The following is a 26,962-nucleotide window of genomic DNA, read 5'->3' as shown; positions in this document are numbered from 1 at the left end:
GGCATGTTGACTCACACATACCTGCCATTGAGAGCAGCTCTACCCGGATTTGCTGAAGCTTTGCTACCTTCGACTCTACTTCCGCTAGGTGCTTCTTGACCACCGAAAGCGCGTCAGCGCACGGACGATCAGCATCTGCTGCGAGCGCGATGAGTTCTCGGATATCTTCGAGCGGGAAACCCAATTCACGATTCTGCCGGATGAAGACGAGTCTTGATCGATGCTTTTCAGTATAGATTCGATGCCGCCCAGTCGACCGCAGGGCGGGAGGTAAAAGGCCTATTTTCTCGTAGTAGCGAATCGTTTCAATGTGGCAACCCGTTGATTTCGACAGCGCCCCGATTCCTGACATGCAAACTCCCCAAGCATTTTCTTGAACCTGTAGCAGCTACAGATATTAACCTGTCTTCAGAAAATAATTTCACGCGCTTGAAGGGCATTTTGTGGACAGAGAACAGCTAGAGACTAACCAGATTCCCATTTACTTCGTCGCGGTCATTGTCGCGGCCCTCGGAGGCCTGCTCGCCCCCAATGCGTCTGAAGCATTAGGGTCGACGGTGACACCCACCATCGCAGTGCTGATGTACGCCATGTTTCTACAGATCCCGTTCTTGGATCTCCGTAATGGCCTCGCAAATAAGCGTTTCATGGCAGCGCTGCTCACAGCCAACTTCGTGGCCATCCCCTTGCTGGTTTGGGCATTGACGATGGGGATAACCAATCACCCGGCGATTTTGGTGGGTGCCCTGTTGGTCTTGCTGACGCCTTGTATCGACTATGTGGTGGTTTTTACCCATATCGGTAAAGGCGACTCCAAACTCACTCTGGCGGCCACCCCATTGCTTCTTTTGATGCAGCTTGTGCTGCTGCCGGTGTACCTGACCTTCATGCTGGGTAACGACTCAACAGTGGTCATTTCTATAGGCCCATTTGTTGAGGCCTTTGTGATGCTGATCGCTTTGCCTTTGGTCTTAGCGGTAGCAACAGCTGCCGGGGCAAAGAGATCACGCATCGTTGAAAGCTGGAACAACGCATGGGCCTGGATGCCTGTACCGGCTATGGCGGCTGTATTGGTCGTAGTGATCGGCGCTCAGATTTCAACGGTGGTCAGAGACATCGACAAGCTGCTGCCTGTTATTCCCGCCTACATTGGTTTCACGCTCTTGGCACCGGTGGTAGGTGCGCTGGTGGCTCGGGCGTTTAAGTTACCGGCCAGCACGGCAAGATCAGTCGCTTTCAGCAGTTCGACACGAAACTCATTAGTGGTTCTGCCATTGGCATTGGCCTTGCCCGAGGAAATCAGAGGGCTCGCTGCGGCAGCAGTCATTACTCAAACGCTGATTGAGTTGGTCAGCGAACTAATTTACATCCGAGCAATTCCTGCTTTGGTGTGGCGCAAAATGTAGATGCCAGGGCAGACACCCTGCGCGATTAAACAGGCGCCCACATGTGCGGCAGCAGCTTGTTAATCTCACTCGCGCGCTGCGTCGGCAGGCGCATGAGAACATCCTTTAGATAGGCGTACGGATCATGGCCATTCAGCCGTGCTGACTGGATCAAGCTCATGATCGCCGCAGCCCGTTTTCCGCTGCGTAGCGACCCGGCGAAGAGCCAGTTCTTGCGCCCAAGAGCCCATGGCCGGATCTGGTTCTCCGCCCAATTATTATCAATGGGAACCGCCCCGTCATCGAGGTAGCGCGACAGCGCTGCCCAGCGTTTAAGGCTGTAATCGAGTGCTCTGCTGATGGCCGAACCTTCGGGCACAAGATCACGCTGCGCGATCATCCAGGCATGCAGCCTATCCATCACCGGTACGGCTTTTTCTTGCCGTATTCGGCGCCGTAAATCCGGCTCCAGGTCTCTGACTTCTCTTTCGATTTCGTACAACAACTGGATATAGCGCAGGGCTTGCTCGGCGAGCGTGCTTTTATTCGTAGCGTGCAGTTCGAAGAACTTGCGCCGTGTATGGGCCATGCAGCCGATCTCTGTCACGCCGAGTTCAAAGCTGGCCTTGTAGCCGCCAAAATCGTCGCAGACCAACTTGCCCTTCCAGTCCTGAAGGAAGTTGCGAGCATGCTCTCCGGCGCGACTGGAGCTGAAGTCATAAACCACCGCTGCCACATCCGAGAACTGGCTGGTAGCGTAGGCCCACACATAGGAGCGATGGGTTTTCTTTGTTCCCGGCATGAGCATCTGCACCGGTGTTTCATCTGCGTGGATGACTTGTTGCCCAAGCACTACTTCGCGCAGCGCATCGACCAGCGGCTGCAACTGAACTCCGGTCACGCCAACCCATTGAGCCAAGGTTGAACGTGGAATCGCCAGGCCCGCTCGACCGAAGATCGATTCCTGACGGTAAAGCGGCAGATGGTCAGCAAACTTGGCGATCATGACCTGTGCGAGCAGGCCCGAAGTCGGGATGCCCTTATCAATGACCTGCGCCGGAACCGGTGCCTGGATCAGCGTTTCGCAGTTATCGCAGACCCACTTGCCACGGACATGGCGCTCGACGGTGAACACGCCGGGCGTGTAGTCCAGCTTCTCGCTAACGTCCTCACCTATGCGCTTGAGGGCGCAGCCGCATGGGCAGTGAGTGTTGTCCGGTTCGTGATGGATCAACGTTCGCGGAAATTCTGCCGGCAATGCCGTGCGCTTGGGCTTTTGCTTTTCCTCGGTCGCCGTTGGTGCTATTTGCAACGCCTGAAGCTCGGCCTCAATCGCCGCGATATCAGTATCGATCAGGTCATCTAGCAGGCTGGCCTGTTCAGGATTCATCTGCTCGCTGCGCTTGGCAAACTTCAAACGCTTGAGCTGGGCGATCTCATGGGTCACTTTCTCAATGACTGTTTGATCACGGTTGATTTTCTTGCCCATAGTGTCGACTTGCGAGAGCAACTGCGCTGCGAGGACGCGCAGTTGAGTGGGAGACAGTTGGTCGAGATTGGGCGAAGAAGTCATACGCCGGACTTTGCCAGAGCAGGCGTTTCGCGACGATAGACCGATAGGCTAATGGCAGCCGTTAAAGCAGTATGATCGAGCCTCCAGAACCTGCGCGTTGCCATGGCAGCCCCAGCACCAATGCTTGAAGTTGCTCGGCATCCAGTTCCATCTCAGAACCATGGCGAATGCCAGGCCAGTGGAACTTGCCTTGGTTTAACCGGCGCGCCGCCAGCCATATTCCGAAGCCGTCATGCACCAGCACTTTCATGCGATTGGCGCGACGGTTGGCGAACAGATAAGCGCAGTGCGGCTGCGCCGCACCGAACACCGCGATCACCTTGGCTAGCGCCGTTTCGGTGCCTGCGCGCATGTCCATCGGTTCGGTGGCGAGCCAGATAGAGTCGATGCGAATCATCGCAGAATATCTCGAAGAAAAGCCGCGCAGGCGGCAGCACTTTCAGTGGGCCAGTTCACTTTGATGATGCCGCGCGGGTGCTGTATTTCAACGCAGATATTCGATGATGCTGGATGGGAGTTCGCCCCGGCCAGCGGCATGGCTAACGGAATAAATGCAGGTGGCGGCGCCGGGATTTTCTGCGCTTGCAGCCGAATCCATTTGTGGACGAGGTTTGCGTTGAGGCTATGACCGAGCGCGACGCTGGCAACCGAAGCGCCTGGTTGGGCGCACTCTTGAATGATCTGGGCTTTAAAGGATTTGGAATAGGAACGGCGTGTTGGCTGCATGAAATACCCGCTTAAAAGGCTAGAACTGGTGTCCACTTAATTTAAGTGCACACCATGTCTTCGCTTTGCAGGGCTGGGTAGATGACTTGGCCGGACGGTTACCAAGCTCGTAACCATGTGACGGTGGAAAGGCGGCAAAGCCATTGCCCCATTTTTTGCTGTTGCACTCGCTATCCGGCGTTCGAGCAGCGGCAGTGCATGTCTACTGGAGGAGTGCACGTTCCTTTGGTCAGCTCTGCGCCCGAGCATAATGATGTGTGTCATTCTCTAGTCGCGGATGAGGGCCGGACAATCATGAGCGAGCATTGGATAGTCAAGTGCCAGAATACTGAGGACGGTACTGGCGACATCATCATTGACCTACCTCCAGAGTTGCTTGACCAAATGGGGTTAGGTGTTGGTGATCATTTAGAGCTAACGATAGCGAATGGCACATTAGTGCTGACGCCCATGAACAGTGCAATATCAGTACGGCCGATGTTTGCTGGAGTCCTGCGTGAGGATGCCTATCATGCTTACCGCAAGCGGTTGGCTGCGTATCTCCATATCCCTTCCAACGCTTCGGATCAAGACATTCACGACATGATAGTAGCTGGCTTTTCGGCCGGCCTGATTTCATCGCTTTGTGCTGATGGCACCGTAAATCCGCAAGAACGCGACATAATCATTCACCCCAAAACGCTCAAAACAAAATTGGCAAGCGATCAGCTTTTAACGTCGGATGAGAGCGATCGCCTGTTCCGGTTCGCACACATTACCGCCATGGCCGAGATCATGTTCGGGGACGAAGGGAAGGCCAAGCAATGGCTTTCCAAACCCAAAGCCCGTTTTTTGGGAAAAAGCCCACTGGCAATGGTCACTACGTCTCACGGCACACATCTAGTTGAAGAAATGCTGATTCAGGTGTCTGAAGGCATGTCATTTTAATCCTGCCACAGTTAACAGTGTGGACGGAAATAACGGGCAGCAGCATGCCCACTTCTATGACTATCACTGAATCTGAGAGTCAATCACTATGATCAACGCAAACGCTCTAGCCGGTATAGGCATCAAAGCCCAAGCGTTGGTTCATCCCTCAACGGCGTGCGTTACGTCATTGCACCTGCGACTCTTGATACCGCCAAGACGGAGTCGAAACCACCACATAGTCGATATAAATGATCAGTTCATTCAACAGGACTCCCGCCAAAATTGTGGGGTGGCCGGTTAGCATCCTTAACGGGGATTGGACATCGACTCGATAATACGGCACTGCTCGATCACGCCGCCCTCGCAACAAGCAATCAAACGCTCCAACTCCACCTCCAAGCCTTGCAGGTCTCGGATGCGCATTCGAACCTGCTCTAACTGCCCCTCGATTTTTGCGTCCACCCTGGCGCAGGAAGCGTCGCGGTTATCCGCAAAGCCCAGCAACTCTCGAACATCGTCAAGGCTGAAGCCCAGTGTGCGGCTACGTCGGATGAACAATAGACGGTCGCGCTCCTCGTCGGTGTAGAAGCGATAGCCTGATGCTGAACGCCCTGCAGAAGGCAGGAGGCCGACCTGCTCGTAATAGCGGATGGTCACCGCTTTGGTATCAGTCGCCTTCGCCAGATCACCGACTGTGTATTTGGTCGAACTCATTTCGCTTGACCTTATAGTTGCTAGAATCTTCATTCTACGCGCCTTAGGCGATAAGCAAATCTGCGTGCGCTCAATAGAAAAGTGGACTGAATCCTATGGAAGCCCCCTTAAAACAACATCAATCCGGAGCTTGGGCGCTGTTGCTCTGTGCCTGGTTGCTTGCTCTGGTATCAACAATCGCCGTGCTATTCGTTGGTGAAGTCATGGGGCAACTGCCCTGTGTGCTCTGTTGGTTTCAACGAGCCTTCATGTTTCCACTCGTCCTGGTATTGGGCGTCGCCTGCTGTTTATCGGACACCGGTGTTTGGCGCTATGCACTGCCATTAGCAGTCATGGGTTGGCTCATCGCTCTGTATCACAACCTGCTTTATTTCGGACTGATTCCTGAAAGCATCAAACCTTGCGGGGCCGGCCCTTCCTGCTCCGGTGCCGACATGACCATCCTCAGTGGTGTTCCGCTGCCACTTTTATCGCTGGGCGCGTTCAGCCTGCTGATCATTTTTCTCGTTCTTATCCGTCGGAGATTTACCGTATGAGCAGACGCGCCGTCGTCCTCTCCATCAGCGTGCTAGCCATCGTAGGCTTTGCCGTCGCAGCATTTTTCTACAATCGTGCTGCCACTGTGCCCCAGGCTACAGCACCTGTACCGCAAACCAGCGCGCTAGTGCGGTTTAACTCACCAAGCTTCGGCCCTGCCGACGCCCCGGTGACAATCGTAGAATTCTTCGATCCATCTTGTGAAAGCTGCCGTGCCTTCTACCCCATCGTCAAAAAGATGATGTCACAACACCCAGGCGATGTTCGCTTAGTGCTGCGCTATGTGAAGCTTCACGTAGGGTCTGAAGAAGCCATACGTCTGCTCGAGGCTTCACGTAAGCAGGGTGTTTTTGTGCCGGTACTTGAAGCTGTCCTCGCTGCTCAACCGCAGTGGCATGACGATGCGAAAGCATCAGCAGCTTGGGACGTAGCGGCCCAAGCGGGCTTGGACGTGGCTAAGGCTCGTGAGGACATGATGTCGCCGGAGATCACCGCCACGATAGAAAGAGATGCCGCTGATGCCAAAACTGTAGGTGTGAAGGGAACACCGACATTTTTCGTTAACGGTAAACCCCTGACTAACTTCGGCGCTCAACAGCTCTACGATCTGATTTGGAGCGAAATCAACCAAGCTCGTTAATAAGGGCGCGTGCGGAATGCGGAATGAAAAAAGCTCACCGGGCTCGACAATCCGCTTGACCTTATAGTGGCTATAGGGTGTTCACTCTTCACAATAAATTGTGGAGAGTGCCTTTATGAAAAGCTGTTGCGGTGATGAACAAACACCGAAAAGTGACGCCGCCGTTGAGGTATTTGACCCGGCAGCACCGACCGGCTGCTGTGCACCTGCCGCGACTATGTGTAATACAACTACAGCACAGTCCAACAGTAGTTGCTGCTCCGCGAAAACTTTGGACGTCAGCTCAGCGCCTTCTTCAGTAAAGGGCGCGGGTTGCTGCTCCCCCGGCTCCGATATCAGTAAATCGAACTGCGCTGTCGTAGCACCGCCATCTGCCCTGTACAGCCTTGCCGAGCCGAGCCAGCCTGCTGCTACGGTTGATAATGACCTTTTTATCGATGCTTGCTGCCCACCATCTGCTGCGGGTAGTCCCAAAGTCGGCATCGAAAACGTGTCTCCCACCAATACCGACGAAGCGACTCGTTTCAGCAGTTTCAGGATTGGGCAGATGTGCTGTCCTTCCGAGCAGACCATGATCGAGGACAAGCTCGCGAAGATGAGCGGCATTCAAAAGCTCGAGTTCAACATGATGAACCGCACGATGGCTGTCTGGCACGAGCTACCCGACACCTTGGGTATCGAGGCAGCAGTGCTATCGCTGGGCATGCACGCCGAACCTTTGAGGGCTAATGGCAATGCAACCAGCGCAGATACGCCAGAAGTCCTTCCCCAGGCGGAATCACCTAAGAGCACATGGTGGCCATTAGCGCTTTCCGGTGTCGCTGCCGTGGGTGCTGAAGTCCTGCACTTCACTAACTCCGCGCCTGAATGGGTGATAGCGGTCATAGCCTTGTTCGCCATCGTGCTCTGCGGGCCTACGACCTACAAGAAGGGTTTGATCTCGATCAAACACCTCAACCTGAACATCAACGCGCTGATGAGCATCGCGGTTACCGGAGCGGTGTTGATCGGACAGTGGCCAGAAGCCGCGATGGTCATGTTTCTCTTCACCGTTGCGGAAATGGTCGAAGCGAAATCGCTGGATCGTGCGCGCAATGCGATCAAGGGGCTGATGGACTTGACCCCTGAACGAGCTACCGTGCGCCAACCCAACGGTAGTTGGCTGGAAGTCGATGTAAAAACGGTCGAGATTGGGGCCTTGGTTCGTGTCCGCCCCGGCGAACGAATTGGCCTGGATGGTAAAGTCTCTTCTGGTAACTCTACTGTTAACCAAGCGCCCATCACGGGCGAGAGCTTGCCCATCGAAAAAGATGTCGATGATCCTGTCTATGCCGGCTCCATTAACGAATCCGGCTCCTTCGAGTATCGAGTGACAGCTGAGGCCAACAATACGACCCTTGCTCGAATCATTCACGCGGTTGAAGAAGCCCAAAGTTCGCGAGCTCCAACCCAGCGGTTCGTTGATAAGTTTGCCAAAATTTATACGCCAGGGGTGTTCTTTTTCGCCGTCGCGATTGCGGTATTCCCACCACTGTTTATGGGCGGATTGTGGACTGACTGGATCTATCGTGCACTGGTGCTTCTGGTGGTTGCTTGCCCTTGTGCGCTGGTCATTTCCACTCCGGTGTCCATCGTCAGTGGTCTGGCGGCAGCGGCTCGCAAAGGCATTTTGGTTAAAGGCGGCATCTACCTGGAAATAGGCGCCAAGCTGAGTTTCGTCGCGCTCGATAAAACCGGCACCATTACCCATGGGAAACCGGTTCAGACAGACTACATTCCGGTAGCCGAAGACTCAGAGGTACATCCTCAGATTGTTGCCGCCAGCCTCAGTGCACGCTCGGATCACCCCGTATCACAGGCAATTGCCAAGTACGAAGGCTCGGACGCATCAACGTTCCTGCAAGTGGAGAGTTTTGAGGCCCTTCCCGGTCGCGGGGTAAAGGGGATGATTGAAGGCCAGCTCTTCTACCTGGGCAATCACCGACTGATCCAGGAGTTGGGGCTCGGTACTTCGCAGTTGGACGAATCTCTGACTAGCCTGGAGCGCCAAGGCAAAACAGTCGTAGCCTTGACCAGCGCCAGTCAGGTTTTTGCGTTGTTTGCTGTAGCCGATACCGTAAAGGACTCAAGCCAGACAGCGATCAAGGAGCTGCATGCATTGGGTATCAAGACCATGATGCTTACAGGCGACAATTCGTACACGGCTGATGCGATTGCCAAACGAGTTGGGATAGATGAGGCGCGGGGAAACTTGTTGCCCAGCGACAAGCTTTCAGTAATTGATCAATTGAAGGGCCGTAAGCACGTGGTGGGGATGGTCGGTGATGGGATAAACGATGCACCTGCATTGGCCAAGTCTCAGATCGGATTCGCCATGGCCGCGGCTGGCACGGGAACCGCTATTGAAACGGCTGACGTTGCTTTAATGGATGATGATCTGCGCAAGATTCCGGCCTTCGTCCGCCTGTCACGCGAGACAGCTGTGATTCTTAAGCAAAACATTTTGTTCGCCTTAGGTATTAAGGCCATTTTCCTTGTGTTCACCCTCATGGGTTTGGCCACCATGTGGATGGCTGTTTTTGCAGACGTTGGAGTGAGCATACTTGTCGTGCTCAATGGACTTCGATTGCTAAAGAAGTAGATCGCGAGGTGAGGATGAAAGATAAAAGCGTCTTCGCCCGGCCAAGCAACTTTGTGGATGGCTCTTTTCGCCGATATGGGGACGAGCCCGCTTGTGGTATTCAATGGACCACAACTATTGCGGTATTGATTCGAAAGCTACATTGTCAAAATTGATTACTCACATAAGGAATTAAATATGCAATGTCCTATCTGCAAAGATATAGCTTTAGTAATGACTGAGCGCCAGAGCATAGAAATTGACTATTGCCCGCAATGCCGCGGTGTCTGGCTTGACCGAGGTGAACTCGACAAGATTATTGAGCGTAGTCAGCGACAAGAGACCGTTAGATTGCTTCCACAGAACCTCACATCACCTGTCCAAAGTTCGACGCCAGCAGAACAACCTGGTTACAACCAGTACGGGAATAAGCATGGTCATGGAGATCGAGGGAGCCACAGCGGTGGATGGAAAGAAGGTGGCCATCAAAGTCAAAGTGGGCATCAGGGACAACCGAGTCGCAAAAAATCGTTTTTGCAGGAACTATTTGATTAAGATGGCGATTTCTCGCTTATGATCTGAATACTACATCAAACCAGTATCCACCTTTGAATGATTGGTTTGATGATATGGAACGGTTTGGGTGCTAGTAGGTCTTTATATTCTACAGTCCACTCGTTGGATCTTCATTAGGCTACATTTGGGGAAAAATCATGAGTTCAGGGCACAGTCACGGTCAAGTACGTGCGGGTCATGAAAAGATGTTATGGATCGCACTCGCCCTGACGACAAGTTTTATGATTGCTGAGGTCATCGGAGCCTTTGTCACGGGCAGCCTAGCCTTACTGTCGGATGCTGCGCATATGCTGACAGACGTTGTGGCTTTGGCAATATCCTTGCTGGCTATTCATATTGCCAAACGCTCTGCTGACAGGAAGCGCACGTTCGGGTATGCACGATTCGAAATACTTGCAGCCACATTCAATGCTGTCTTGTTGTTTTTAGTCGCTATATACATTGTCTATGAAGCGTATCTTCGACTTAACGCCCCCGCAGAAATTCAGTCGACGGGCATGTTAGTAATTGCAGTGATGGGACTGATAGTTAACCTCATTTCAATGCGTCTGTTGAGTGCCGCTAGTGGGGAAAGTCTCAATGTGAAGGGCGCTTATTTAGAGGTTTGGAGCGATATGGTGGGGTCTATTGGCGTCATCATTGCAGCGCTTGTAATCCGCTTCACCGGTTGGAGTTGGGTTGATTCACTTGTTGCAGCAGGTATCGGATTCTGGGTGCTGCCTAGGACTTGGTCACTGCTCAAGGAAAGCATGAATATATTACTGCAGGGCGTTCCAGAGGGCATCGATATTCAAAAGGTGGAGGCGAAAATATACGGAATCGTAGGAGTAAAAAATGTGCACGATTTGCATATATGGGCTTTAACCAGTGGTAAGAGTGTAATGAGCGTTCACCTGGTCGCTGACTATACCTCCCGCAGTGAACAAGATATTTTAACTGAAGTCACGTCGCTTATGAGTGAAGAGTTTCAGATCAGTCATACTACTGTACAAATGGAAAAAGCAGATTTCCATAGCCAATTAGTTGACGATTATGAAGGCAAGGTCCACTAATTGAGTTCCACTTTTAAGACAAGTTGTTATTTCGGGGATCCACCCCAGAGGGCTAGTTAAAATGAAAAAATTATTTTAAATTGTGCTCTGCATGATAATGCTTTTGTCTCTAACAGTAGAGCCGGTTTTGTCGAGCCCGGCTAGACCAGAAAAGGTATTCGGGTGGATTGAAGAAGGGATACTTTTACCAGAAAATATCGCCGTGAAAATAAAGTTGGATACTGGGGCTCTTACGTCATCCATGGATGCGAAGGACTTAAAAAGATTCCAAAAAGATGGAGAAGAATGGATTCGGTTTAACGTTAAAGTCAAAGACACCAAAACTAAGAAGGTGAGTAGCGCACTCTTCGAACGACGGATTGAACGAAATGTAAAAGTTAGAGGTGCCGGCGGCGCTGAACATCGTCCAGTCGTCATGATGACGATGTGCATAGGAGATAAAATTTATAAAGAGGAATTTTCTCTGAAAGATCGAGGCGAGATGAACTATCCCGTACTGATAGGACGCCGAACATTGGAAGCTTTGGGAGCGGTCGATGTTTCGCGCAAATTCACCGAGGAACCCCACTGCAGTTAATTTTAAATATATTTATATTATAGTTTTAGAGTTACTTTATTTGCAAAGCACCTGGAAGGCATACTCGTATTGAGTGTTGCAAAGGCCGACTGAATCGTCAAATAAAAAGACGGACAGTCGGTCGCAGTTTTTTTAGATGCTTGAAAACTTACCATTCTAATATGAATGGCTCTGAGTGGAGTGTGCGTTAATTTTAATGATGATCTTTAGACTTCATTCTTGCCACTAGTTGGCTGCTATTACTGCTGCTGGCCAGTCATTGAAGTAAGTTTTAATGAGGCCAAGGCTTTGGATTGACATGCGCTAAACAGATCAAGCTCAGGTCGATATGCCGAAGTTTGGATATTCATCAATCCTAATATCGAATGGAATAAGTTGTCATGGGATAGTGATGCGCCTCGCTGTTCCCTCAAGCATTGAACGTCTAGTTTTTGACGAGATTGCATGTTTTTGGAGATCCAGAGAACCATGGGAATGCTAGTCTGCTCTTTGGGCGCCATAGCATAAGGCAGTCCGTGCAAGTATATCCCGTTCTCGCCGAGAGACTCACCGTGATCAGAGACGTAAAGCATAGCCGTATCAAAGCGCTCAGCGTTGCGCTTTAGCAAGTCAATCGTTTGTCCAAGTACATAGTCTGTATAGACGATACTGTTATCATAGGCACTGACTATGCTCTCGCGCGTACATCGCTCTAGTTGGTTATTATCACAAACGGGACCAAATCGCTCGAATTCGCGTGGGTAGCGCTTGTAGTAGGATGGGCCGTGACTACCTTTCATGTGGAGAACCACGACTGAATCACCCTGTTGTTGATCCAAGTAAGCTTGCAGGTCTTGCAATAAGACTTCGTCGTAACACTCGCCTGCTCTGCATAATCCTGATGTTTTCTGATTGTTCAATTTCTCATTTTTTACTCGGTCACAAATACCTTTACAACCCGAATTGTTATCTCTCCAAAGTACCGATACTCCGGCCCGCTGCAACACGTCTAATAAGCCTTCTCTCCGTAACGCCATACCGTCTTTATAGCCTTGTTTACCCGCATCCAAGAACATGCAAGGTAAGGAGATTGCCGTAGCTGTTCCACATGAACTGACATTGGTAAAACTTAAGACACCACGCCGAGTCAATTCCGGATTGGTATCGCGTGTGTAGCCATTAAGCGAGAAGTTCGCGGACCTAGCGGTTTCACCCACAATTAACAACGTCAGGCGTGATTTTTTTACACTCGCAGTAGTTTCTCCTTGGCGGGCATCAGCACCAATGATTTTTAGTTCTGTGGGCTGTGCTAGCTGGCGACGCATATACCCATGGATTGCCGAAACCACATTCGAAGGAACTAACATCAATCTGAGTTCGCGATGGTTACGTACGAGCGATGCATAAGATTGGTAAAGCGTAAATACGATGATTGCCAAACAGGTAAGTGCTGCCGCCAGCCCCATCAATCGATGAGCAAGCGCGCGGGTGCGCGATCGTTGTATCAAACGGACTCGGGTGATAAGCAGCACCGGTAGAACACCAAAACCCAGCATCCATCGCAGTAACTCCCAGTTCAGCAGGTCCGTGGTCTCAGAGATGTCTGTTTGAATAACATTCGTTAGCATGCTGTAGTCAATTACAATGCCGTAGCTATTCATAAAGTAACTCGCTGCTGCCGCAACCAACAGAACAATGGCTAGCACAGGCTTTATGAAGCGTCCCCAAGCCATCGCGCTGAGTAACACGTACAGCCACATCAACACGAACCAAGGCAGGCTAAGCACAAATAAGATGCTTCCGTCTTGTAGGCCTCCCACGCTTTTCCAAACAACTCGCCAAAATGGCCAGTTACTGAACAACAGAAGCCAAGTTGAAACTGCAATAATTAATTGATTGCTACTGAGTATAATTTTCGTACTCAGAATTGGTATTTTTTTATTCATGGGTATCTCGGAATATCTCGACATGATCGTGCGCGCAAACTGTCACTGGACTGCCGCTACGTTTTAGGGAAGAAAAAATCAGCAACAGAGCGATGTAATTCATGGATGCACCAGTGACCCTCAACGCTTTCCTCGGTTGGTTGAAGCTCCACGATTAGCCAAACCGCCAAAACGCCAAAACCGATGAGGATTTTTTTCATGAGATGCCCCCCAAGTAAGTGTTGTACTGATAGATCCGCTCGACTTGACTTAAAAAACAATTTTTTTTGGAGCGAAATGATGGTGGTTGGGTCGCGGGGGTATGGTTTTCTTGCTGACGTTGCGCATCTGTCTTAGTATCGAAGGCATAGGTGATGAAATTGTTTAGATCACTATTCTGATAGGCGCGACTAGTTGTCTAAAAAGGAATTCTAGTTGCGGATGAGAGACCAAAGCGGTCTTGATGCGCTTACCAAGTTCACCACTTTCGAATGCCGATAATCCTCATTGCGCGAAACATCGCCGTACTCGCATAACGCACACTCCTCGGAGTCAGGCGACGCCTTGCAGTTGATTTCAAATATTCGTTGAAAGCTTTGGCAGCCGTTTTTAGTACGGCATCGGGGTTCAAACTCTGTTAAAGCCTGGCTGCGCTATTCTGTATTTCCCGCTCGGCGTCTGCGAGTCTTGGCTCATTTGATAATACGGGTTGGTGACTGTTCCTCGTCTTACATTGGCTGGCTCATGCGCGGTCGTCATCAATGATTCCCGAGGCAGGGAATCAGCCGACCACAACATTTTTCTAATGCGAGATGGCATCACAAAATTTTCGCCCCCAAGGCGCGCCGTTTTCATCGTTTAACAGTAGGGACATCTGCAGCGTCTAGAGTGTTTAGATATATTGCATGCTCAATGTACTGCATAAGAGTTATCGCGAGGGTGACTGAAGAATTACAAATTTGTAATAAGACCATCTATCGTCATCAAGTAGTCTAAAATCTATTTGCCGTATGGTCGTGTGTCTCAATTCACTCATTTAACAGAAACTGAAAAAATGCGCGATATTCTGTAATGGCTTAACTCATCCAGTTGAGATGCTAAAGTGAACCGGTGAGTAAAGTTGCCTAAATGAGTGTGGTGGTATTTTCAATTAGTATCGAGACTTTATAATAAATGCGTATCTTGATAATAGAAGACGATCCGAAAACCGCTCATTATTTGCGCCAGGGTCTGACTGAAAGCGGCTTTATCGTTGATTGCATACAAAACGGAATCGATGGCATAAACTTAGTCTCCCAACAGGCTTATGACCTTGTAGTACTAGACGTAAACCCCCCGCAAAGTGACGACTGGGATCTACTTGTAAGTATTCGCGAGGTAATTATTACCCCGATCATGATGCTTACCGAGAAAGGTAGTGTTGAGGATAAAGTCTTGGGTTTTGATCTAGGCGCTGACGATTACATGGTCAAACCAATTGAGTTTCCTGAGTTGTTAGCTAGAGTCCGTACTTTAATGCGTCGAACTGGGTCGTCGGCATCGCTAAATGTGCTTCGCGTTGGCGATTTGGAGCTCGATCTGGGTAGGCACAGGACCTTTCGCGCTAACCAGCGAATTGACCTGACTAACAAGGAGTTCGCCTTGCTACACTTTTTGATGTGTCAATCAGGCACGACGCTATCGCGCACGCAGATTAAGTCTTCTGTCTGGGGTCTGAGTAGTGATTGCGACACGAACGTTGTTCAAGTAGCAATGAGGAGGCTTCGAGCTAAAATTGATGATCCTTTTGACGACAAGCTTATCCATACATTGCGAGGTGCTGGATATGTCCTTGAGTCGCGTGCCCATTAACCCCGTTTAGCCATTCTTATTTTGATATTGTGCGAAATAATTGGATTGCACTAAATTAAACGCGCTGAAAATATTGATTATAGAAAGGCAGTTATGTAATCTCTAAAATTGTCTCAGGAAGCGGAATGGTTCTGCAGTAGGGATTTAATTTTGCACCAAGCGCTTAAGATAACGTTAAAATCTAGATTGCACGAAAGTCTATACGATTTGCAGTTTAGAATAAACATGCTGAATTTAGCTTAATTCCGAAGTAGGGGGTTGCGACGCTATATCTGCAAGACCACACACTCTCGAGTGATTATCCATGAAGGCATGATCAACCTGCGTAATAGGTGGGTATCACAAAGATCGGTACCAATAGATGTTCACGTTGGATTGCTCTTGGGCACTAGTAATGTATCTTGACGAAGGTTATATTTTGCACAGGGCTATTAAATCTTCACTATCCATTGGTGAGTCATCGGTTTCATCTCTGGCTGAGCAAAAAGAGTAATGTTGTCTTTGGGTTTTTAAGCATCGATCCCCACTTATATATTACCTAGTGATCTGACTCGTGCAGCCAAGCTGTTTTATATTGCTTTTGATTAAATTAAATCCTAACTAAAAACCTCCCCCGGTCTTTGAGAGTTTAAGTTACTAGTTGAAATGTTCTTCGGGAATGTAATTCTGAAGGTTGTCGGATGCCCTGGTATACTAAAGACATCTGCTGTTCCATGATGGAGGCTCATGATAGATCGGACAATAGCCAATCCTAATCCAGTGCCACCTTCAGCTCGTGAGCGACTATTATCCACTCGATAGAAACGATCGAAGATATTAAGCAAGTGATGGCGTTCAATTCCCACTCCGGGATTGCTTATTGAAAGGGAGACTTCTTCGGTTCGCGTTTCAATGGAAATAACAACCGACTCTTCTATCGGGCAGTGACGAATGGCGTTTGATAAAAGATTCGAAATGGCGCGCTGAATCATGAGTCGATCGCCTGAAACTTTACCCTGACCACTGACGGTTATGCCGACGCACTTTTCTTCAGCCGAAAGAGAAAAAAGATCAATTACTTTTAAAGCTTCGTCTTCCAGCAAAATGTTTTCGAATGGTACAAGTGCGGCTGGGTGACTTACTTGGGCTAAAAAAAGCATATCAGATATAATTCTAGTGACTCGCCCCAACTCTTCGGTGCAAGACTCTAGTACAGACTTATACTCCTTTACTGAGCGATCACGAGAAAGAGTTACCTGTGCTTTCCCCATAAGGTTCGTAATCGGTGACCGCAACTCATGCGCCAAATCATCTGAAAACTGAGTGAGTTGTTGGACTCCGCTATCAAGTCGGTGAAGCATGAAATTTATGCCATGAGCTAGCTCACTGATCTCTTGGGGCATATTGACAACGGAGAGTCGGTGACTGAGATCTTGGGTTGATACCATTCCCGCAACTTCACAGAATTCCCGGAGTGGGGACAATCCGCGTTGCACTATCGCCCAAGCACTGATACCAATAAGGATCAACAACAGCGGAACCGCTACGATGGTTGAACTCAAATAAGAGCTTAACAGTGATTCATCATTCGAGCGGTCCATAGTCAGCAAGACTGATACGAATTCACCATCTTTTAGCCTCATGAGTTTCGCTGCTGTGAGGATGTGATTTTCGCTTTCCTGTGCCGAGGAGTAGTAAGAAATCTTAGTGCTATCGGTTGCTCCGATTTTGCTCCTAGAAACTACGGTTATATCTGCTCCAAAACTCAGGACAGGGACACTCAGATTTTCATCATCAAAAATAGTGAGATTAAGATTGTCATGCCCTAGCACTTGATCTAATAGTGCGTGTGGCTTTAGGCTCATGTTGCTAGTACTGATATCCATCAGTAAACTGTGCTCAATTTGATTCATTTTCTTTTCTAAGCTGTTTTTTGCACGCAAATCAAGCTCGTGGGTAAGCGCTAAATAGGCCAGAATCGCTAAAGAAACTACTAGTACTGCTCCCATTATACTTACTGTCAAACCCAATCGCATTGACAGGCTGACTTGCTTCATTTTCTCTCCTCCAGTACATAACCTACGCCGCGGAGCGTATGGATTAATTTAGTTTCAAATGGGTCATCTATTTTAGCTCTGAGCCTACGTATCGAAACTTCGACAACATTGGTGTCGCAATCAAAATTCATGTCCCAAACCAATGAAATGATCTGAGTACGAGATAACACCTCTCCAGATTGACGCATTAATAGATGGAGCAGTGCGAATTCTTTCGTCGTCAAATCTATGCGTTGTTTTCCGCGAAATGCGCGATGCCTTCCTTGATCAAGTTCAAGATCAGCAACTTTTAACACTTCTTGAATTGGTATGTGTTCGCTACGACGCATTAGAGTGCGTACTCTTGCCAGCAACTCTGGAAATTCAAATGGCTTGACAAGATAGTCATCAGCCCCCAGATCCAATCCTCTAATTTTATCTTCTAAGCGTCCTCTTGCAGTAAGCATCATTACCCTAGTACTGCTAGACCGCCGAATATTTTCAAGAACGTCCCATCCGTGCATTTCAGGAAGATTTACGTCAAGTAATACCAGATCATAAGCTTGCTGCCGTGCCAGATGGAGTCCATCAGCTCCTGTCGATGCGCAATCTACAATATAGCCACTTTCAGTTAGACCCTGATGTAAGTATTCAGCAGTCTTTGGCTCGTCCTCTATCACAAGAATACGCATAGGAATTAACCCTTCTTAAAGTGGTTCGTAATGGCTCTTTTCGTAGAATCTGTTTAAAGTTAACCATCTGTTTAAACGTTGGATTCTGGTTGCATTTTTAATTTTCTGGGATCATAGAGTTTAAAACTAACAAGGTTTCGTGCGACCCTCGTCACCCTGTAGTACAAGAGCCGCCTCCCGTTTTTGTCTAGGGATGTCGCTTGGTGCGAGCACTTATTGCCCTAATCCTAATGCATTAAGTGAGGCTTATTCGTTAGATAACGTATTTGTAATTCTTCAGTCACCTTGTTGATAGGTGTACGGAATTATATTTGCCTCATGGGAAATTCTTTTTGTATAAAGGTTTTGGGGAATGATGGAATTACTTCGGTTTAGAAAGTTTATTGCTCACCCAATCACGCATAAAACCATGCTACAAGCAGGTCTTATTTCGATCCTTGCTCTTTTGAATGCTCCTTTGTTAGCCGCAAACGCTCAAATGCTCACAATGGATCAAGCGCTTGAAACTGCATTTTCCAACAACCCAGACCTAGCGGCCGCTCAATGGGAGACAGGTATTGCTCAGGGAGAGCGACAGCAGGCTGGATTGATTCCAAACCCTGAGGTTTCCTGGGAGGCTGAAGATACTCGGCGAAACTCGCGCACCACGACGGTAATGATCAGCCAGCCGATAGAGCTTGGCGGTAAGCGTGGAGCTAGGATTGAAGTGGCCAATAGAGCTCAGGACGCAGCGGGGATTGAGTTGGAGCGCAAGCGTAACGTTCTGCGTGCCGATGTCATTCAGGCTTTTTATAGTTCCTCAACGGCTCAGCAAAGACTGCTGCTGTCACGTCAATCACTTGAGCTCGCCGAGCGCGGTTTGCGTGCAGCGCAAGGTCGCATCAAGAGTGGCAAATCCTCACCCGTTGAAGGTACGCGCGCAGAGGTTCAGCTATCAGAAGTGCGCCTAGAGTTGAGGCGGGCTGAGCGGGATGAGGCCAGTGCCTACCAGAGACTCGCTCAGGTCATGGGGGCGCCTTTGCCTGCATTTGTGTCCGTAGGTGATCCAAATCGGTCGATGCCAACCGTGCCCGATTCGTCGCTGCTGTTTAGCCGAATTGGTGAAACTGCAGAGCTACGATTAGCAAAACTGCAAATAGATCAGCGGGAAGCCTCTCTTGGTCTTGAGAAGGCTCGTCGAATTCCGGACCTGACCGTGAGTATCGGGAGTCAATACGACGAGCGTGAGCGCGAGCGGGTGAATGTCGTAGGGCTATCTATGCCCATCCCGTTGTTTAACCGTAACCAAGGCAACGTACTGGCCGCAGCCCGCCGTGCCGATCAATCTCGCGACCTTCGGAATGCCAGTGAGTTACGACTGCGCACAGAGATCCAAACCACCTTAGATCAGTGGCTGACTGCTAACACTGAAGTGGCGTCGTTCAATCAAACCATCCTGCCTGCAGCGCAAAGTGCCGTCGATACCGCTACCCGAGGTTTCGAAATGGGTAAGTTTAACTTTCTCGACGTGCTCGATGCTCAGCGCACATTGATTAGCGCTCGCACGCAATACATCCAAGCCATCGCCGAGGCGACAGACGCCTGGGTGCGTATCGAGCGAATTTTCGGTGATGTTGCCATTCTCACTCGTACCCCGTGAATTTCATATAACGCTTTTTTTACCGCTGCTCAGTATCGCAATACCACGTTAATCCGTGAATGCCGACTGGGTTGCGCAGGGAGTCTCCATGGATAAAAAACTAATCCTCGTCTCGGCACTAACCTTGGCAATAGGTATAGGCATCGGTTCGTTTTGGATGACAAGCCCATCGGTGCCTTCAGCTGAAGCTCAGACTCAGGAGGGCAAAGGCTATGACGATCACGGCGATGAAACTGCTGACGGAAAACCGGCCGAGGGCGAACACGCAGAAGGCGAAGCTGAAGAGGGTCATTTGACTCTGAGCGAAGAGCAGATCAGCTCTGCCGGCATCCAACTGGTTGAAGCGAAAGCGCAGAGCATCAGCCTTTCATTGCCCTTTCCTGGAGAAATCCGTTTTGATGAAGACCGCACTGCGCACGTGGTGCCCCGCGTACCTGGTGTCGTTGAGTCGGTTCATGCCAATCTTGGTCAACCAGTGAAAAAAGGTCAGTTGCTGGCCGTAATCGCTAGCCAACAAATTTCTGATCAGCGCAGTGAACAAGCCGCTGCGCAACGTCGTCTTGAGTTGGCGCGTACTACCTACGAGCGAGAGCGACAGTTATGGCAGGACAAAATCTCTGCAGAACAGGACTTCCTGCAAGCCCGCCAGGCTTTGCAAGAAGCTGAAATTGCTCTCAGCAATGCTCGGCAAAAAATTAGCGTACTGAGTGGTAGCTCGGTCGCCAGCGGGGGTAATCGATATGAATTGCGTGCGCCGTTTGACGGGGTTGTAGTCGAGAAACATTTGGCCCTCGGTGAAGTTGTCAGCGAAACCACCAATGCCTTTACGCTCTCCGACTTGTCGCGTGTGTGGGTGACCTTTGGAGTCTCACCAAAGGATTTGAACAAGGTACTCGTAGGCAAATCGGTCAAGGTCAGTGCGCCGGAGTTGAATGCTGAAGTCACTGGAACCGTGGCCTATGTCGGCAGTTTGTTGGGCGAGCAAACCCGTACAGCCACGGTCCGCGTGACATTGGAAAATCCACAAGGTGCATGGCGTCCGGGGCTATTTGTGACCGTGCAGGTTGACACCGGTACTCGGCAGACAAAGGTCGCTGTACCAGAGGCGGCTCTTCAGACGGTCGAGGACAAGCAAACTGTTTTCGTTCGAACGGAGGACGGGTTTAGAGCTCAGCCAGTGGAGACAGGTGGTCGTTCGGCGGGTCTGGTCGAGATCAAGGAAGGCCTGGAGCCCGGAGCTCAAATCGCCGCCGCCGGTAGTTTCATTTTGAAATCAGAATTGGGTAAAGCCTCGGCTGAACACGCCCACTGATCCGCCATTTCCACGAGAAGGTTCTCATGTTCGAACGCCTGATCCAATTTGCCATCGAGCAGCGCATTATCGTACTGCTCGCGGTTTTCCTCATGGCCGGCCTCGGTATAGCAAGCTATCAGAAGCTGCCGATCGACGCGGTTCCCGATATCACCAACGTCCAGGTGCAAATCAACACGGGGGCAGCAGGTTTTTCACCACTGGAAACCGAACAACGCATCACGTTCCCCATCGAAACAGCAATGGCTGGTTTACCGGCTCTAGAACAAACTCGTTCGCTGTCACGCTCGGGTTTGTCGCAAGTTACTGTTATTTTCAAAGAGGGCACGGACCTCTTCTTCGCTCGGCAATTGGTCAACGAACGATTACAGGTGGCCAAAGAGCAACTGCCAGAAGGTGTGGAAGCTGTCATGGGACCGATCTCAACCGGTCTTGGTGAGATTTTCCTGTGGACGGTCGAGGCTGAAGAGGGGGCTGTCAAGGAGGACGGCAGTCCCTATACGCCGACCGACCTGAGGGTGATTCAAGACTGGATCATCAAGCCTCAACTGCGCAATGTTCCTGGGGTCGCCGAAATCAATACCATTGGCGGGTTTGCCAAGGAGTATCAGATTGCGCCCGATCCAAAACGCTTGGCCGCTTACAAGCTCACGCTGACTGACCTTGTTACAGCGCTGGAGCGCAACAACGCTAACGTCGGTGCCGGTTACATCGAGCACAGCGGCGAACAGTTACTGATTCGTGCACCTGGTCAAGTAGCAACCACCGACGATATCGCCAATATCGTCATGGCCAATGTCGACGGTACGCCAATACGTGTGAAGAATGTTGCAACCGTGGATATCGGCCGTGAATTGCGCACGGGAGCAGCGACCGAAAACGGTCGTGAAGTGGTGCTCGGCACAGTGTTCATGCTAATCGGCGAGAACAGCCGCACCGTGGCGCAGGCCGTTGCCAACAAGCTTGAGCAAATCAACCGTTCACTGCCAAAAGGGGTTGTAGCAGTCACTGTCTATGACCGTACCAATCTTGTGGACAAGGCGATTGCCACGGTAAAAAAGAACCTGATCGAAGGTGCAATCCTAGTGATTGCGATTCTATTCCTGTTCTTGGGAAATATACGTGCAGCGCTGATCACTGCCATGGTTATCCCGCTCGCTATGTTGTTCACATTCACCGGCATGTTTACCAATAAAGTTAGCGCCAACCTGATGAGCCTTGGGGCTTTGGACTTTGGCATCATCGTCGACGGTGCGGTGGTAATTGTTGAAAACGCCATCAGGCGTTTGGCCCATGCGCAGCAACACCACGGGCGCATCCTCACTCGCTCTGAACGTTTTCACGAAGTATTCGCTGCTGCCAAGGAAGCACGCCGACCATTAATTTTCGGTCAGTTGATCATTATGGTCGTGTACCTACCGATTTTTGCGCTTACTGGCGTCGAAGGAAAAATGTTCCACCCGATGGCCTTCACCGTAGTGATCGCCTTACTGGGGGCGATGTTGTTGTCAGTAACTTTTGTCCCTGCTGCGATTGCGATGTTCGTGACCGGCAAGGTCAAGGAAGAAGAAAACGTCATCATGCGTGGCGCCCGCCGGATGTATGCTCCAGCTTTGGACTGGGTCATGGGCCATCGATCGTTGGCATTCGCCATGGCATTAGGCGTGATCACAATATGCGGTGTGGTCGCAAGTCGGATGGGTAGTGAGTTTGTGCCGAGTCTCAGCGAAGGCGATTTCGCGTTGCAAGCATTGCGTGTCCCAGGTACCAGCCTGACGCAATCGGTAGAGATGCAGCAACGCCTTGAAACCCTGGTATTGGCAAAAGTACCGGAGGTCAAACGGATGTTTGGTCGTACAGGTACTGCCGAAATTGCCTCCGATCCAATGCCTCCAAACATTTCTGACAGCTATGTGATGCTCAAGCCGAAGAGTCAATGGCCTGATCCGAATAAATCAAGGGAGGCATTGATAGACGATATTCAAAAAGCTGCAGCTGCGATGCCCGGAAGCAACTATGAGCTTTCTCAGCCTATTCAACTGCGTTTCAACGAGTTGATTTCAGGCGTACGTAGTGATGTGGCGGTCAAGGTATTCGGTGATGACATGGCGGTGCTCAACGGCACCGCTGCAAAAATCGCCGCATCAATGCTGAAGATCAATGGTGCCTCCGAGGTCAAAGTTGAGCAAACGTCGGGACTGCCGGTACTGACCATCAACATCGACCGCGACAAAGCCGCCCGTTACGGACTCAACGTAGGCGACGTGCAAGACACCATTGCGGTGGCAGTTGGCGGTCGACAAGCCGGTACGATGTATGAGGGAGACCGCCGATTTGACATGGTGGTGCGTTTATCCGACGCGATGCGTAAGGATCTCGAGGGATTGTCCACATTGCTAATCCCGGTACCGGCGTTGCTCAACACCAATGCTGACCAGATCGGATTCATAGCTCTTTCAGAGGTGGCGACCCTCGATCTAGTGTTGGGACCTAACCAGGTCAGCCGAGAAAACGGCAAGCGTCTGGTGATCGTCAGCGCCAACGTGCGTGGGCGTGATATCGGCTCTTTTGTACAGGAGGCCAGTAGCGCCATTGATAAGGAAGTGCAAATCCCATCCGGTTACTGGACCACTTGGGGAGGGCAGTTCGAGCAGCTCCAATCCGCTGCCAAGCGACTACAGATTGTAGTGCCGGTTGCCCTGCTTCTGGTGTTCGCACTCTTGTTCATGATGTTCAACAACCTCAAGGATGGCCTACTGGTGTTTACTGGTATTCCGTTCGCATTGACAGGGGGTGTCATGGCTTTATGGCTGAGAGACATCCCGCTATCGATCTCGGCAGGTGTTGGTTTCATCGCGTTGTCGGGAGTGGCGGTGCTAAACGGTCTGGTGATGATCGCTTTCATACGTAATCTACGCGAGGAAGGACATTCTTTAAGTTCCGCAATTAATGAAGGGGCTCTCACACGTTTACGTCCGGTGTTGATGACAGCTCTCGTGGCCTCTCTTGGGTTTATTCCGATGGCACTGGCAACCGGAACGGGGGCAGAGGTTCAAAGACCCCTAGCTACCGTAGTAATCGGGGGAATCCTATCCTCAACTGTGTTGACTCTGCTGATACTGCCTGCTCTTTATCAATGGGTGCACCGCCGAGACGAGGAAGAAACCAAAGACGACAAAATAGCATCCATATAATTTAGTTTTCTCAAAGCCTCCTATCGAGATTCGATGGGGGGCTTTTTTATGTGCGCAACATAACGAATCTGTAATCTAGGCGCCACCGTGTTGATAGGTTCGAATTGATACCCTAAGAGTGTCAACTAGATGAGGTGTCAGTATGAAAATTGCTCAAATTTTTGCTCTTGCGAGTGCTTTAGTCCTTTCTTCAGTTGCTTTAGCCGAAGGTGGCGGAGACAGAACCTTTGAGAAAATGATGGTCGCAAATGATCTAGCAATGGAGAAGTACGTGGCTAAAGAAGGAAAAATCGAGCCAGTAGTGTCAAGTGATGCTAAAGATGAGACTGATGAAATGTAAATGTAGCAGTACGCTGAATAAAAAAAACCGCTTCCGGTTTCCGGTTGCGGTTTTTTTTGGATGGCAGATTGGACATCGGTAATCCTGGCGCCACACCTACGCAATGTTCTAGTTGATATTCTGGTAACTGTTAATATATGAGGTACTCAATATGAAATTCATGAGCATTATTACTCTCGCTGGAACTCTGGCGTTATCCTCTCTTGTCTCTGCTGAAGGGGGAGGAGACAAAACCTTTGAGAAAATGATGGCGGCTAATGCTAAAGCTATGGAGCAGTATGCTATTAGCCAAGGGAAAAGCGCACCTGTAGCGAAACAATACGAGTACGGAATGAAGATGGATGTTGTGAAAGTGATCAGTGTGGTGCGGCCTGCAAAAGTCTGCGCGGTGGTGCCAGCCGCCATGACTTATGAAGATTCAAATGGGCAGCTAAATACGATTAGGTACACTGTGGCTGGAGAGTGTCGCAAACGTGGTGGCTAGTAGCTATCCTACTATCTGAACAATCTATAACGCTCGACTGATATGAAAAATAGGAATCGGGCGTTTTTTAGATTCGCTTCGAACAGGTATAAAAAAGACGTCCCGAGGGACGTCTTAAAAATTCACCCTTTTCCGAAGGAGCTTCTAAAGGTGAAATTGTAGCTTTAACTGAGCAACAATGAGTTTCCAGATTTTCACAGGCTTGCTACTTGTCTGTAGAGATCTAACCAGATGCGCTAGCTAGATTCCTAATAACTCCCACTCACTATAAGCAATCCTAGTTAACGTGGAGATGATTGAAAAATTACAATTTTGAAATTTTCAATCAAAAATGGGACAATTTAGAAGAACCGAGAATTTTCCCGTTTAGGTATTACAGAATGGCGAGTGGGTACTCAACAATCACACGGACCTCATCCAGATCCGATTCAAAAGCGGTTGCGCGAGTATTCGCTTGCCGCAAGCGGAAAGACATATCTTTCAAGGAACCTGTCTGAACGACGTACTTCACCTCAATGTCGCGCTCCCAACGTTTCTGATCTGTCAACGGGTTCCCGTCTGCATCGCGCCTCATGTATGTTGCGTTAGCGTTGGAATAGTCAGCGTCGGTGCCGCGACCATAACGTGTCATAAACGACAGGCCTGGTACGCCGTACGAGCTCATGTCGAGGTCGTAGCGAACCATCCACGAACGTTCTTTTGGCGAGTTAAAATCGCTGTATTGGATCGAGTTGTCGAGAAAGATAGAGTCCGACTGACGCAGATAGTCGAAGTCGTCATTACCATTATTTCGCTGGTGAGAAAGTGCAAGTGAGTGCGCACCATACTTCACGCCAACTTTAGCGCTCCAAATATTGTTGTCGAATTCTCCCAGCAGTTTCTTTCCTTCATCAACGGCCTTGTAGTAATTCACGCCACCGAATACAGAAAGCTGATCAGACAGTGAGTAATTCAATCCCGTGCCCGCATAGTATTGATTCCAAGCGTCTTTGAGGCGACTGGAATAGAGACTAACGATGATATTTTTGTTAACGTTGTAGTCGCCGCCGAAATAGCCTACCCAAGGTGAATTAACAGGCCCTGCATAGAATGTCGCGAAGTTGTCGCGCATATTGCTGGAGACTGGTTGGCTCATGGCGTGCAGGCGACCACCTTGAACAGTCAGTCCTTCAATGCTGGTATTGGTCGCGGTTACACCGCGGAAACTTTCGGGTAGTAGTCTTGAGTCGCCAGAAGCCACGACGGGGTTCGCTGGAAAAACATCACCAACTTTCACTACTGTGTCAAAAGCGCGAACCTTTGCTGCCCCACCGACTTTTGTGTACTCATCTCGAGCCTCACCATCGCCATTGACAGGCAGTACATCGAACGAACTACGACCACCATTTCGACCGTCACCCGTATCAAGCTTCAACCCAATCATCGCGAAAGCATCGACGCCCACACCGACAGTGCCTTGAGTAAAACCGGATTCAAATTTACTGATGATCGCGTGCGACCAAGTCTCTGAATAACCATTGCCTGTGGGGCTTGATTGCCCGTTACGATGGTCACGATTGAAGTAGAAATTTCGATTTAGCACGGAAAGACTACTATCTTCGATAAATCCCCCAGTCTTTTCCTCTGCGAATGCCATGGAAGGCCCAGAACTGACAACCAACGCTAAAGCGGCCATTGAGAATTTTGTATTGTTATCCATTAATCACTCCTTAGGTTTGGCAGAACTAGTAAGTTCTTCGGCTGGAATTATTGTTTACGGAAAGCGCGTTGCGCTTTCGTATCGTCGCCGACTTGTATCGTTGCAATTTGAAGATAACAGGGAGATGATTGAAGAATTACAATTCTGTAATGTCTGTATTTTTTTTCAAAAAAATATTTCTGCGGCACATACCCACCGATGAGTGGCTCCTATTTACAACGAATCTTCGCATGTGTCTCCTGACGGGCGGCATGATTTAAACTTGAAGCGCATGCGTAGGGTCCGACTGGTTTTTAAGTGCGAATCCGGCGGTGACGATTGCTCGCGTGTTCACCAATACATTCTCGGGGATACGGATGTCAGACGTAGCGCTGTTCATCATCGCGCAGTTTTTCGGTGGGTTAACGGCGCTGTTCCTGGCGAAGGTTCTCGGTGCTAAAGACGTTGTCGTGGATATCCCGCAGCCTAGTCCCCATGAGCAAAAGCTCACAATTCACTGAACGATGCTCTCTACGGTTCGTGG

At 49.9% G+C, this 26,962-nt stretch carries 25 protein-coding genes; 15 read left to right on the top strand and 10 right to left on the bottom strand.

What is annotated here, in order from left to right; genetic code table 11:
- Positions 1-443 precede the first annotated feature (443 nt).
- Positions 444-1,406, top strand: coding sequence for an arsenic resistance protein (locus HXW87_RS03770; protein ID WP_108184780.1), 963 nt, complete (start codon positions 444-446; stop codon positions 1,404-1,406).
- A gap of 25 nt (positions 1,407-1,431) precedes the next feature.
- Here HXW87_RS03770 and HXW87_RS03765 read toward each other — a convergent pair whose 3' ends face one another.
- From HXW87_RS03765 to HXW87_RS03755, 3 genes are all read right to left on the bottom strand, one after another.
- Positions 1,432-2,958, bottom strand: a complete 1,527-nt coding sequence (locus tag HXW87_RS03765) for an IS66 family transposase (protein WP_047297381.1) — start codon at positions 2,956-2,958, stop codon at positions 1,432-1,434.
- 61 nt (positions 2,959-3,019) lie between these two features.
- Positions 3,020-3,355 (bottom strand): IS66 family insertion sequence element accessory protein TnpB, encoded by a 336-nt coding sequence (gene tnpB / locus HXW87_RS03760; RefSeq protein WP_042561913.1) that lies wholly within the window; start codon positions 3,353-3,355, stop codon positions 3,020-3,022.
- Complete coding sequence (locus HXW87_RS03755) at positions 3,352-3,684, bottom strand: transposase (protein ID WP_108184288.1); 333 nt, start codon at positions 3,682-3,684, stop codon at positions 3,352-3,354. The genes tnpB and HXW87_RS03755 overlap by 4 nt, the downstream gene beginning before the upstream one ends.
- Positions 3,685-3,978: 294 nt before the next feature.
- Between HXW87_RS03755 and HXW87_RS03750 the strand changes: the two genes are divergently transcribed.
- On the top strand, positions 3,979-4,611 hold the full coding sequence (locus tag HXW87_RS03750) for an antitoxin Xre/MbcA/ParS toxin-binding domain-containing protein (protein ID WP_080963325.1): 633 nt from the start codon (positions 3,979-3,981) through the stop codon (positions 4,609-4,611).
- A 288-nt stretch (positions 4,612-4,899) separates the two neighbouring features.
- Here the strand turns inward: HXW87_RS03750 and HXW87_RS03745 are convergent, their stop codons facing one another.
- Positions 4,900-5,307: a helix-turn-helix domain-containing protein gene (locus tag HXW87_RS03745; RefSeq protein WP_042562261.1), complete on the bottom strand. Its 408-nt coding sequence runs from the start codon at positions 5,305-5,307 to the stop codon at positions 4,900-4,902.
- A 95-nt stretch (positions 5,308-5,402) separates the two neighbouring features.
- On the opposite strand from HXW87_RS03745, the gene HXW87_RS03740 reads away from it, so the two are divergent.
- Both HXW87_RS03740 and HXW87_RS03735 read left to right on the top strand, forming a co-directional pair.
- Complete coding sequence (locus HXW87_RS03740; protein ID WP_047297380.1) at positions 5,403-5,843, top strand: disulfide bond formation protein B; 441 nt, start codon at positions 5,403-5,405, stop codon at positions 5,841-5,843.
- The gene (locus HXW87_RS03735) at positions 5,840-6,484 is read left to right on the top strand and encodes a thioredoxin domain-containing protein (RefSeq protein ID WP_042561909.1); all 645 of its coding nucleotides are present in this window, start codon (positions 5,840-5,842) and stop codon (positions 6,482-6,484) included. Before HXW87_RS03740 ends, HXW87_RS03735 begins: the two co-directional genes overlap by 4 nt.
- 81 nt (positions 6,485-6,565) lie before the next feature.
- Here HXW87_RS03735 and HXW87_RS03730 read toward each other — a convergent pair whose 3' ends face one another.
- Complete coding sequence (locus HXW87_RS03730; RefSeq protein WP_162184570.1) at positions 6,566-7,090, bottom strand: hypothetical protein; 525 nt, start codon at positions 7,088-7,090, stop codon at positions 6,566-6,568.
- Between HXW87_RS03730 and HXW87_RS03725 the strand changes: the two genes are divergently transcribed.
- The 4 genes from HXW87_RS03725 (at position 7,032) to HXW87_RS03710 (ending at position 11,309) form a co-directional block, all read left to right on the top strand.
- Positions 7,032-9,125 (top strand): heavy metal translocating P-type ATPase, encoded by a 2,094-nt coding sequence (locus HXW87_RS03725; RefSeq protein ID WP_047297379.1) that lies wholly within the window; start codon positions 7,032-7,034, stop codon positions 9,123-9,125. The two genes, HXW87_RS03730 and HXW87_RS03725, sit on opposite strands and share 59 nt — an antisense overlap.
- 177 nt (positions 9,126-9,302) lie before the next feature.
- A complete protein-coding gene (locus HXW87_RS29545; protein ID WP_080896081.1) occupies positions 9,303-9,659 on the top strand; it encodes a zf-TFIIB domain-containing protein in 357 nt (118 codons plus the stop codon).
- A gap of 158 nt (positions 9,660-9,817) precedes the next feature.
- The gene (locus HXW87_RS03715; RefSeq protein ID WP_042561907.1) at positions 9,818-10,732 is read left to right on the top strand and encodes a cation diffusion facilitator family transporter; all 915 of its coding nucleotides are present in this window, start codon (positions 9,818-9,820) and stop codon (positions 10,730-10,732) included.
- Positions 10,733-10,823: 91 nt separating this feature from the next.
- Positions 10,824-11,309, top strand: coding sequence for an ATP-dependent zinc protease (locus tag HXW87_RS03710; RefSeq protein WP_155416825.1), 486 nt, complete (start codon positions 10,824-10,826; stop codon positions 11,307-11,309).
- Positions 11,310-11,548: 239 nt separating this feature from the next.
- Here HXW87_RS03710 and HXW87_RS03705 read toward each other — a convergent pair whose 3' ends face one another.
- Together HXW87_RS03705 and HXW87_RS03700 are read right to left on the bottom strand one after the other, a co-directional pair.
- Entirely contained in the window at positions 11,549-13,234 is a 1,686-nt protein-coding gene (locus tag HXW87_RS03705; protein ID WP_047297378.1) for a phosphoethanolamine--lipid A transferase, read from the bottom strand.
- A 56-nt stretch (positions 13,235-13,290) separates the two neighbouring features.
- Positions 13,291-13,434: a hypothetical protein gene (locus HXW87_RS03700; protein WP_155401178.1), complete on the bottom strand. Its 144-nt coding sequence runs from the start codon at positions 13,432-13,434 to the stop codon at positions 13,291-13,293.
- 952 nt (positions 13,435-14,386) lie between these two features.
- On the opposite strand from HXW87_RS03700, the gene HXW87_RS03695 reads away from it, so the two are divergent.
- Positions 14,387-15,064: a heavy metal response regulator transcription factor gene (locus tag HXW87_RS03695; protein WP_047297377.1), complete on the top strand. Its 678-nt coding sequence runs from the start codon at positions 14,387-14,389 to the stop codon at positions 15,062-15,064.
- 596 nt (positions 15,065-15,660) lie between these two features.
- Here the strand turns inward: HXW87_RS03695 and HXW87_RS03690 are convergent.
- A complete protein-coding gene (locus HXW87_RS03690; protein ID WP_042561904.1) occupies positions 15,661-17,100 on the bottom strand; it encodes a heavy metal sensor histidine kinase in 1,440 nt (479 codons plus the stop codon).
- Entirely contained in the window at positions 17,097-17,771 is a 675-nt protein-coding gene (locus HXW87_RS03685; RefSeq protein ID WP_080896080.1) for a heavy metal response regulator transcription factor, read from the bottom strand. Before HXW87_RS03685 ends, HXW87_RS03690 begins: the two co-directional genes overlap by 4 nt.
- Positions 17,772-18,180: 409 nt before the next feature.
- Between HXW87_RS03685 and HXW87_RS03680 the strand changes: the two genes are divergently transcribed.
- The 5 genes from HXW87_RS03680 (at position 18,181) to HXW87_RS03660 (ending at position 24,740) form a co-directional block, all read left to right on the top strand.
- Positions 18,181-19,410, top strand: a complete 1,230-nt coding sequence (locus HXW87_RS03680; protein ID WP_225138954.1) for a TolC family protein — start codon at positions 18,181-18,183, stop codon at positions 19,408-19,410.
- A gap of 88 nt (positions 19,411-19,498) precedes the next feature.
- Complete coding sequence (locus HXW87_RS03675) at positions 19,499-20,722, top strand: efflux RND transporter periplasmic adaptor subunit (RefSeq protein WP_042561903.1); 1,224 nt, start codon at positions 19,499-19,501, stop codon at positions 20,720-20,722.
- Positions 20,723-20,748: 26 nt separating this feature from the next.
- Complete coding sequence (locus HXW87_RS03670; RefSeq protein WP_042561902.1) at positions 20,749-23,916, top strand: CusA/CzcA family heavy metal efflux RND transporter; 3,168 nt, start codon at positions 20,749-20,751, stop codon at positions 23,914-23,916.
- Between the two features lie 142 nt (positions 23,917-24,058).
- A complete protein-coding gene (locus HXW87_RS03665) occupies positions 24,059-24,256 on the top strand; it encodes a co-regulatory protein PtrA N-terminal domain-containing protein (protein ID WP_042561901.1) in 198 nt (65 codons plus the stop codon).
- Positions 24,257-24,407: 151 nt separating this feature from the next.
- Positions 24,408-24,740 (top strand): DUF2790 domain-containing protein, encoded by a 333-nt coding sequence (locus HXW87_RS03660; RefSeq protein WP_042561900.1) that lies wholly within the window; start codon positions 24,408-24,410, stop codon positions 24,738-24,740.
- Positions 24,741-25,113: 373 nt separating this feature from the next.
- Here HXW87_RS03660 and HXW87_RS03655 read toward each other — a convergent pair whose 3' ends face one another.
- Positions 25,114-26,439, bottom strand: a complete 1,326-nt coding sequence (locus tag HXW87_RS03655) for an OprD family porin (RefSeq protein ID WP_042561899.1) — start codon at positions 26,437-26,439, stop codon at positions 25,114-25,116.
- A 326-nt stretch (positions 26,440-26,765) separates the two neighbouring features.
- Here HXW87_RS03655 and HXW87_RS03650 point away from each other — a divergent pair, with 326 nt between their 5' ends.
- Positions 26,766-26,939 carry a hypothetical protein gene (locus tag HXW87_RS03650; protein WP_230679402.1) on the top strand — a complete coding sequence of 58 codons (174 nt, stop codon included), beginning with the start codon at positions 26,766-26,768 and terminating at the stop codon, positions 26,937-26,939.
- The last annotated feature ends 23 nt before the right edge of the window (positions 26,940-26,962 follow it).

The sequence above is a fragment of the Pseudomonas sp. Y5-11 genome (assembly GCF_022368695.1).
Classification (GTDB): Bacteria; Pseudomonadota; Gammaproteobacteria; order Pseudomonadales; family Pseudomonadaceae; genus Aquipseudomonas; species Aquipseudomonas parakoreensis.
Note: the sequence above shows the minus strand (reverse complement) of the source record. Positions and strands in the feature narration are given on the sequence as shown.

What these genes read in the sequence shown, in the direction of transcription:
- HXW87_RS03765 (WP_047297381.1), bottom strand. Translation starts at nt 2,958, where the DNA reads ATGACTTCTTCGCCCAATCTCGACCAACTGTCTCCCACTCAACTGCGC.
- tnpB (WP_042561913.1), bottom strand. Translation starts at nt 3,355, where the DNA reads ATGATTCGCATCGACTCTATCTGGCTCGCCACCGAACCGATGGACATG.
- HXW87_RS03755 (WP_108184288.1), bottom strand. Translation starts at nt 3,684, where the DNA reads ATGCAGCCAACACGCCGTTCCTATTCCAAATCCTTTAAAGCCCAGATC.
- HXW87_RS03750 (WP_080963325.1), top strand. Translation starts at nt 3,979, where the DNA reads ATGAGCGAGCATTGGATAGTCAAGTGCCAGAATACTGAGGACGGTACT.
- HXW87_RS03745 (WP_042562261.1), bottom strand. Translation starts at nt 5,307, where the DNA reads ATGAGTTCGACCAAATACACAGTCGGTGATCTGGCGAAGGCGACTGAT.
- HXW87_RS03740 (WP_047297380.1), top strand. Translation starts at nt 5,403, where the DNA reads ATGGAAGCCCCCTTAAAACAACATCAATCCGGAGCTTGGGCGCTGTTG.
- HXW87_RS03735 (WP_042561909.1), top strand. Translation starts at nt 5,840, where the DNA reads ATGAGCAGACGCGCCGTCGTCCTCTCCATCAGCGTGCTAGCCATCGTA.
- HXW87_RS03725 (WP_047297379.1), top strand. Translation starts at nt 7,032, where the DNA reads ATGTGCTGTCCTTCCGAGCAGACCATGATCGAGGACAAGCTCGCGAAG.
- HXW87_RS03730 (WP_162184570.1), bottom strand. Translation starts at nt 7,090, where the DNA reads ATGCCGCTCATCTTCGCGAGCTTGTCCTCGATCATGGTCTGCTCGGAA.
- HXW87_RS29545 (WP_080896081.1), top strand. Translation starts at nt 9,303, where the DNA reads ATGCAATGTCCTATCTGCAAAGATATAGCTTTAGTAATGACTGAGCGC.
- HXW87_RS03715 (WP_042561907.1), top strand. Translation starts at nt 9,818, where the DNA reads ATGAGTTCAGGGCACAGTCACGGTCAAGTACGTGCGGGTCATGAAAAG.
- HXW87_RS03710 (WP_155416825.1), top strand. Translation starts at nt 10,824, where the DNA reads ATGATAATGCTTTTGTCTCTAACAGTAGAGCCGGTTTTGTCGAGCCCG.
- HXW87_RS03705 (WP_047297378.1), bottom strand. Translation starts at nt 13,234, where the DNA reads ATGAATAAAAAAATACCAATTCTGAGTACGAAAATTATACTCAGTAGC.
- HXW87_RS03700 (WP_155401178.1), bottom strand. Translation starts at nt 13,434, where the DNA reads ATGAAAAAAATCCTCATCGGTTTTGGCGTTTTGGCGGTTTGGCTAATC.
- HXW87_RS03695 (WP_047297377.1), top strand. Translation starts at nt 14,387, where the DNA reads ATGCGTATCTTGATAATAGAAGACGATCCGAAAACCGCTCATTATTTG.
- HXW87_RS03690 (WP_042561904.1), bottom strand. Translation starts at nt 17,100, where the DNA reads ATGAAGCAAGTCAGCCTGTCAATGCGATTGGGTTTGACAGTAAGTATA.
- HXW87_RS03685 (WP_080896080.1), bottom strand. Translation starts at nt 17,771, where the DNA reads ATGCGTATTCTTGTGATAGAGGACGAGCCAAAGACTGCTGAATACTTA.
- HXW87_RS03680 (WP_225138954.1), top strand. Translation starts at nt 18,181, where the DNA reads ATGCTACAAGCAGGTCTTATTTCGATCCTTGCTCTTTTGAATGCTCCT.
- HXW87_RS03675 (WP_042561903.1), top strand. Translation starts at nt 19,499, where the DNA reads ATGGATAAAAAACTAATCCTCGTCTCGGCACTAACCTTGGCAATAGGT.
- HXW87_RS03670 (WP_042561902.1), top strand. Translation starts at nt 20,749, where the DNA reads ATGTTCGAACGCCTGATCCAATTTGCCATCGAGCAGCGCATTATCGTA.
- HXW87_RS03665 (WP_042561901.1), top strand. Translation starts at nt 24,059, where the DNA reads ATGAAAATTGCTCAAATTTTTGCTCTTGCGAGTGCTTTAGTCCTTTCT.
- HXW87_RS03660 (WP_042561900.1), top strand. Translation starts at nt 24,408, where the DNA reads ATGAAATTCATGAGCATTATTACTCTCGCTGGAACTCTGGCGTTATCC.
- HXW87_RS03655 (WP_042561899.1), bottom strand. Translation starts at nt 26,439, where the DNA reads ATGGATAACAATACAAAATTCTCAATGGCCGCTTTAGCGTTGGTTGTC.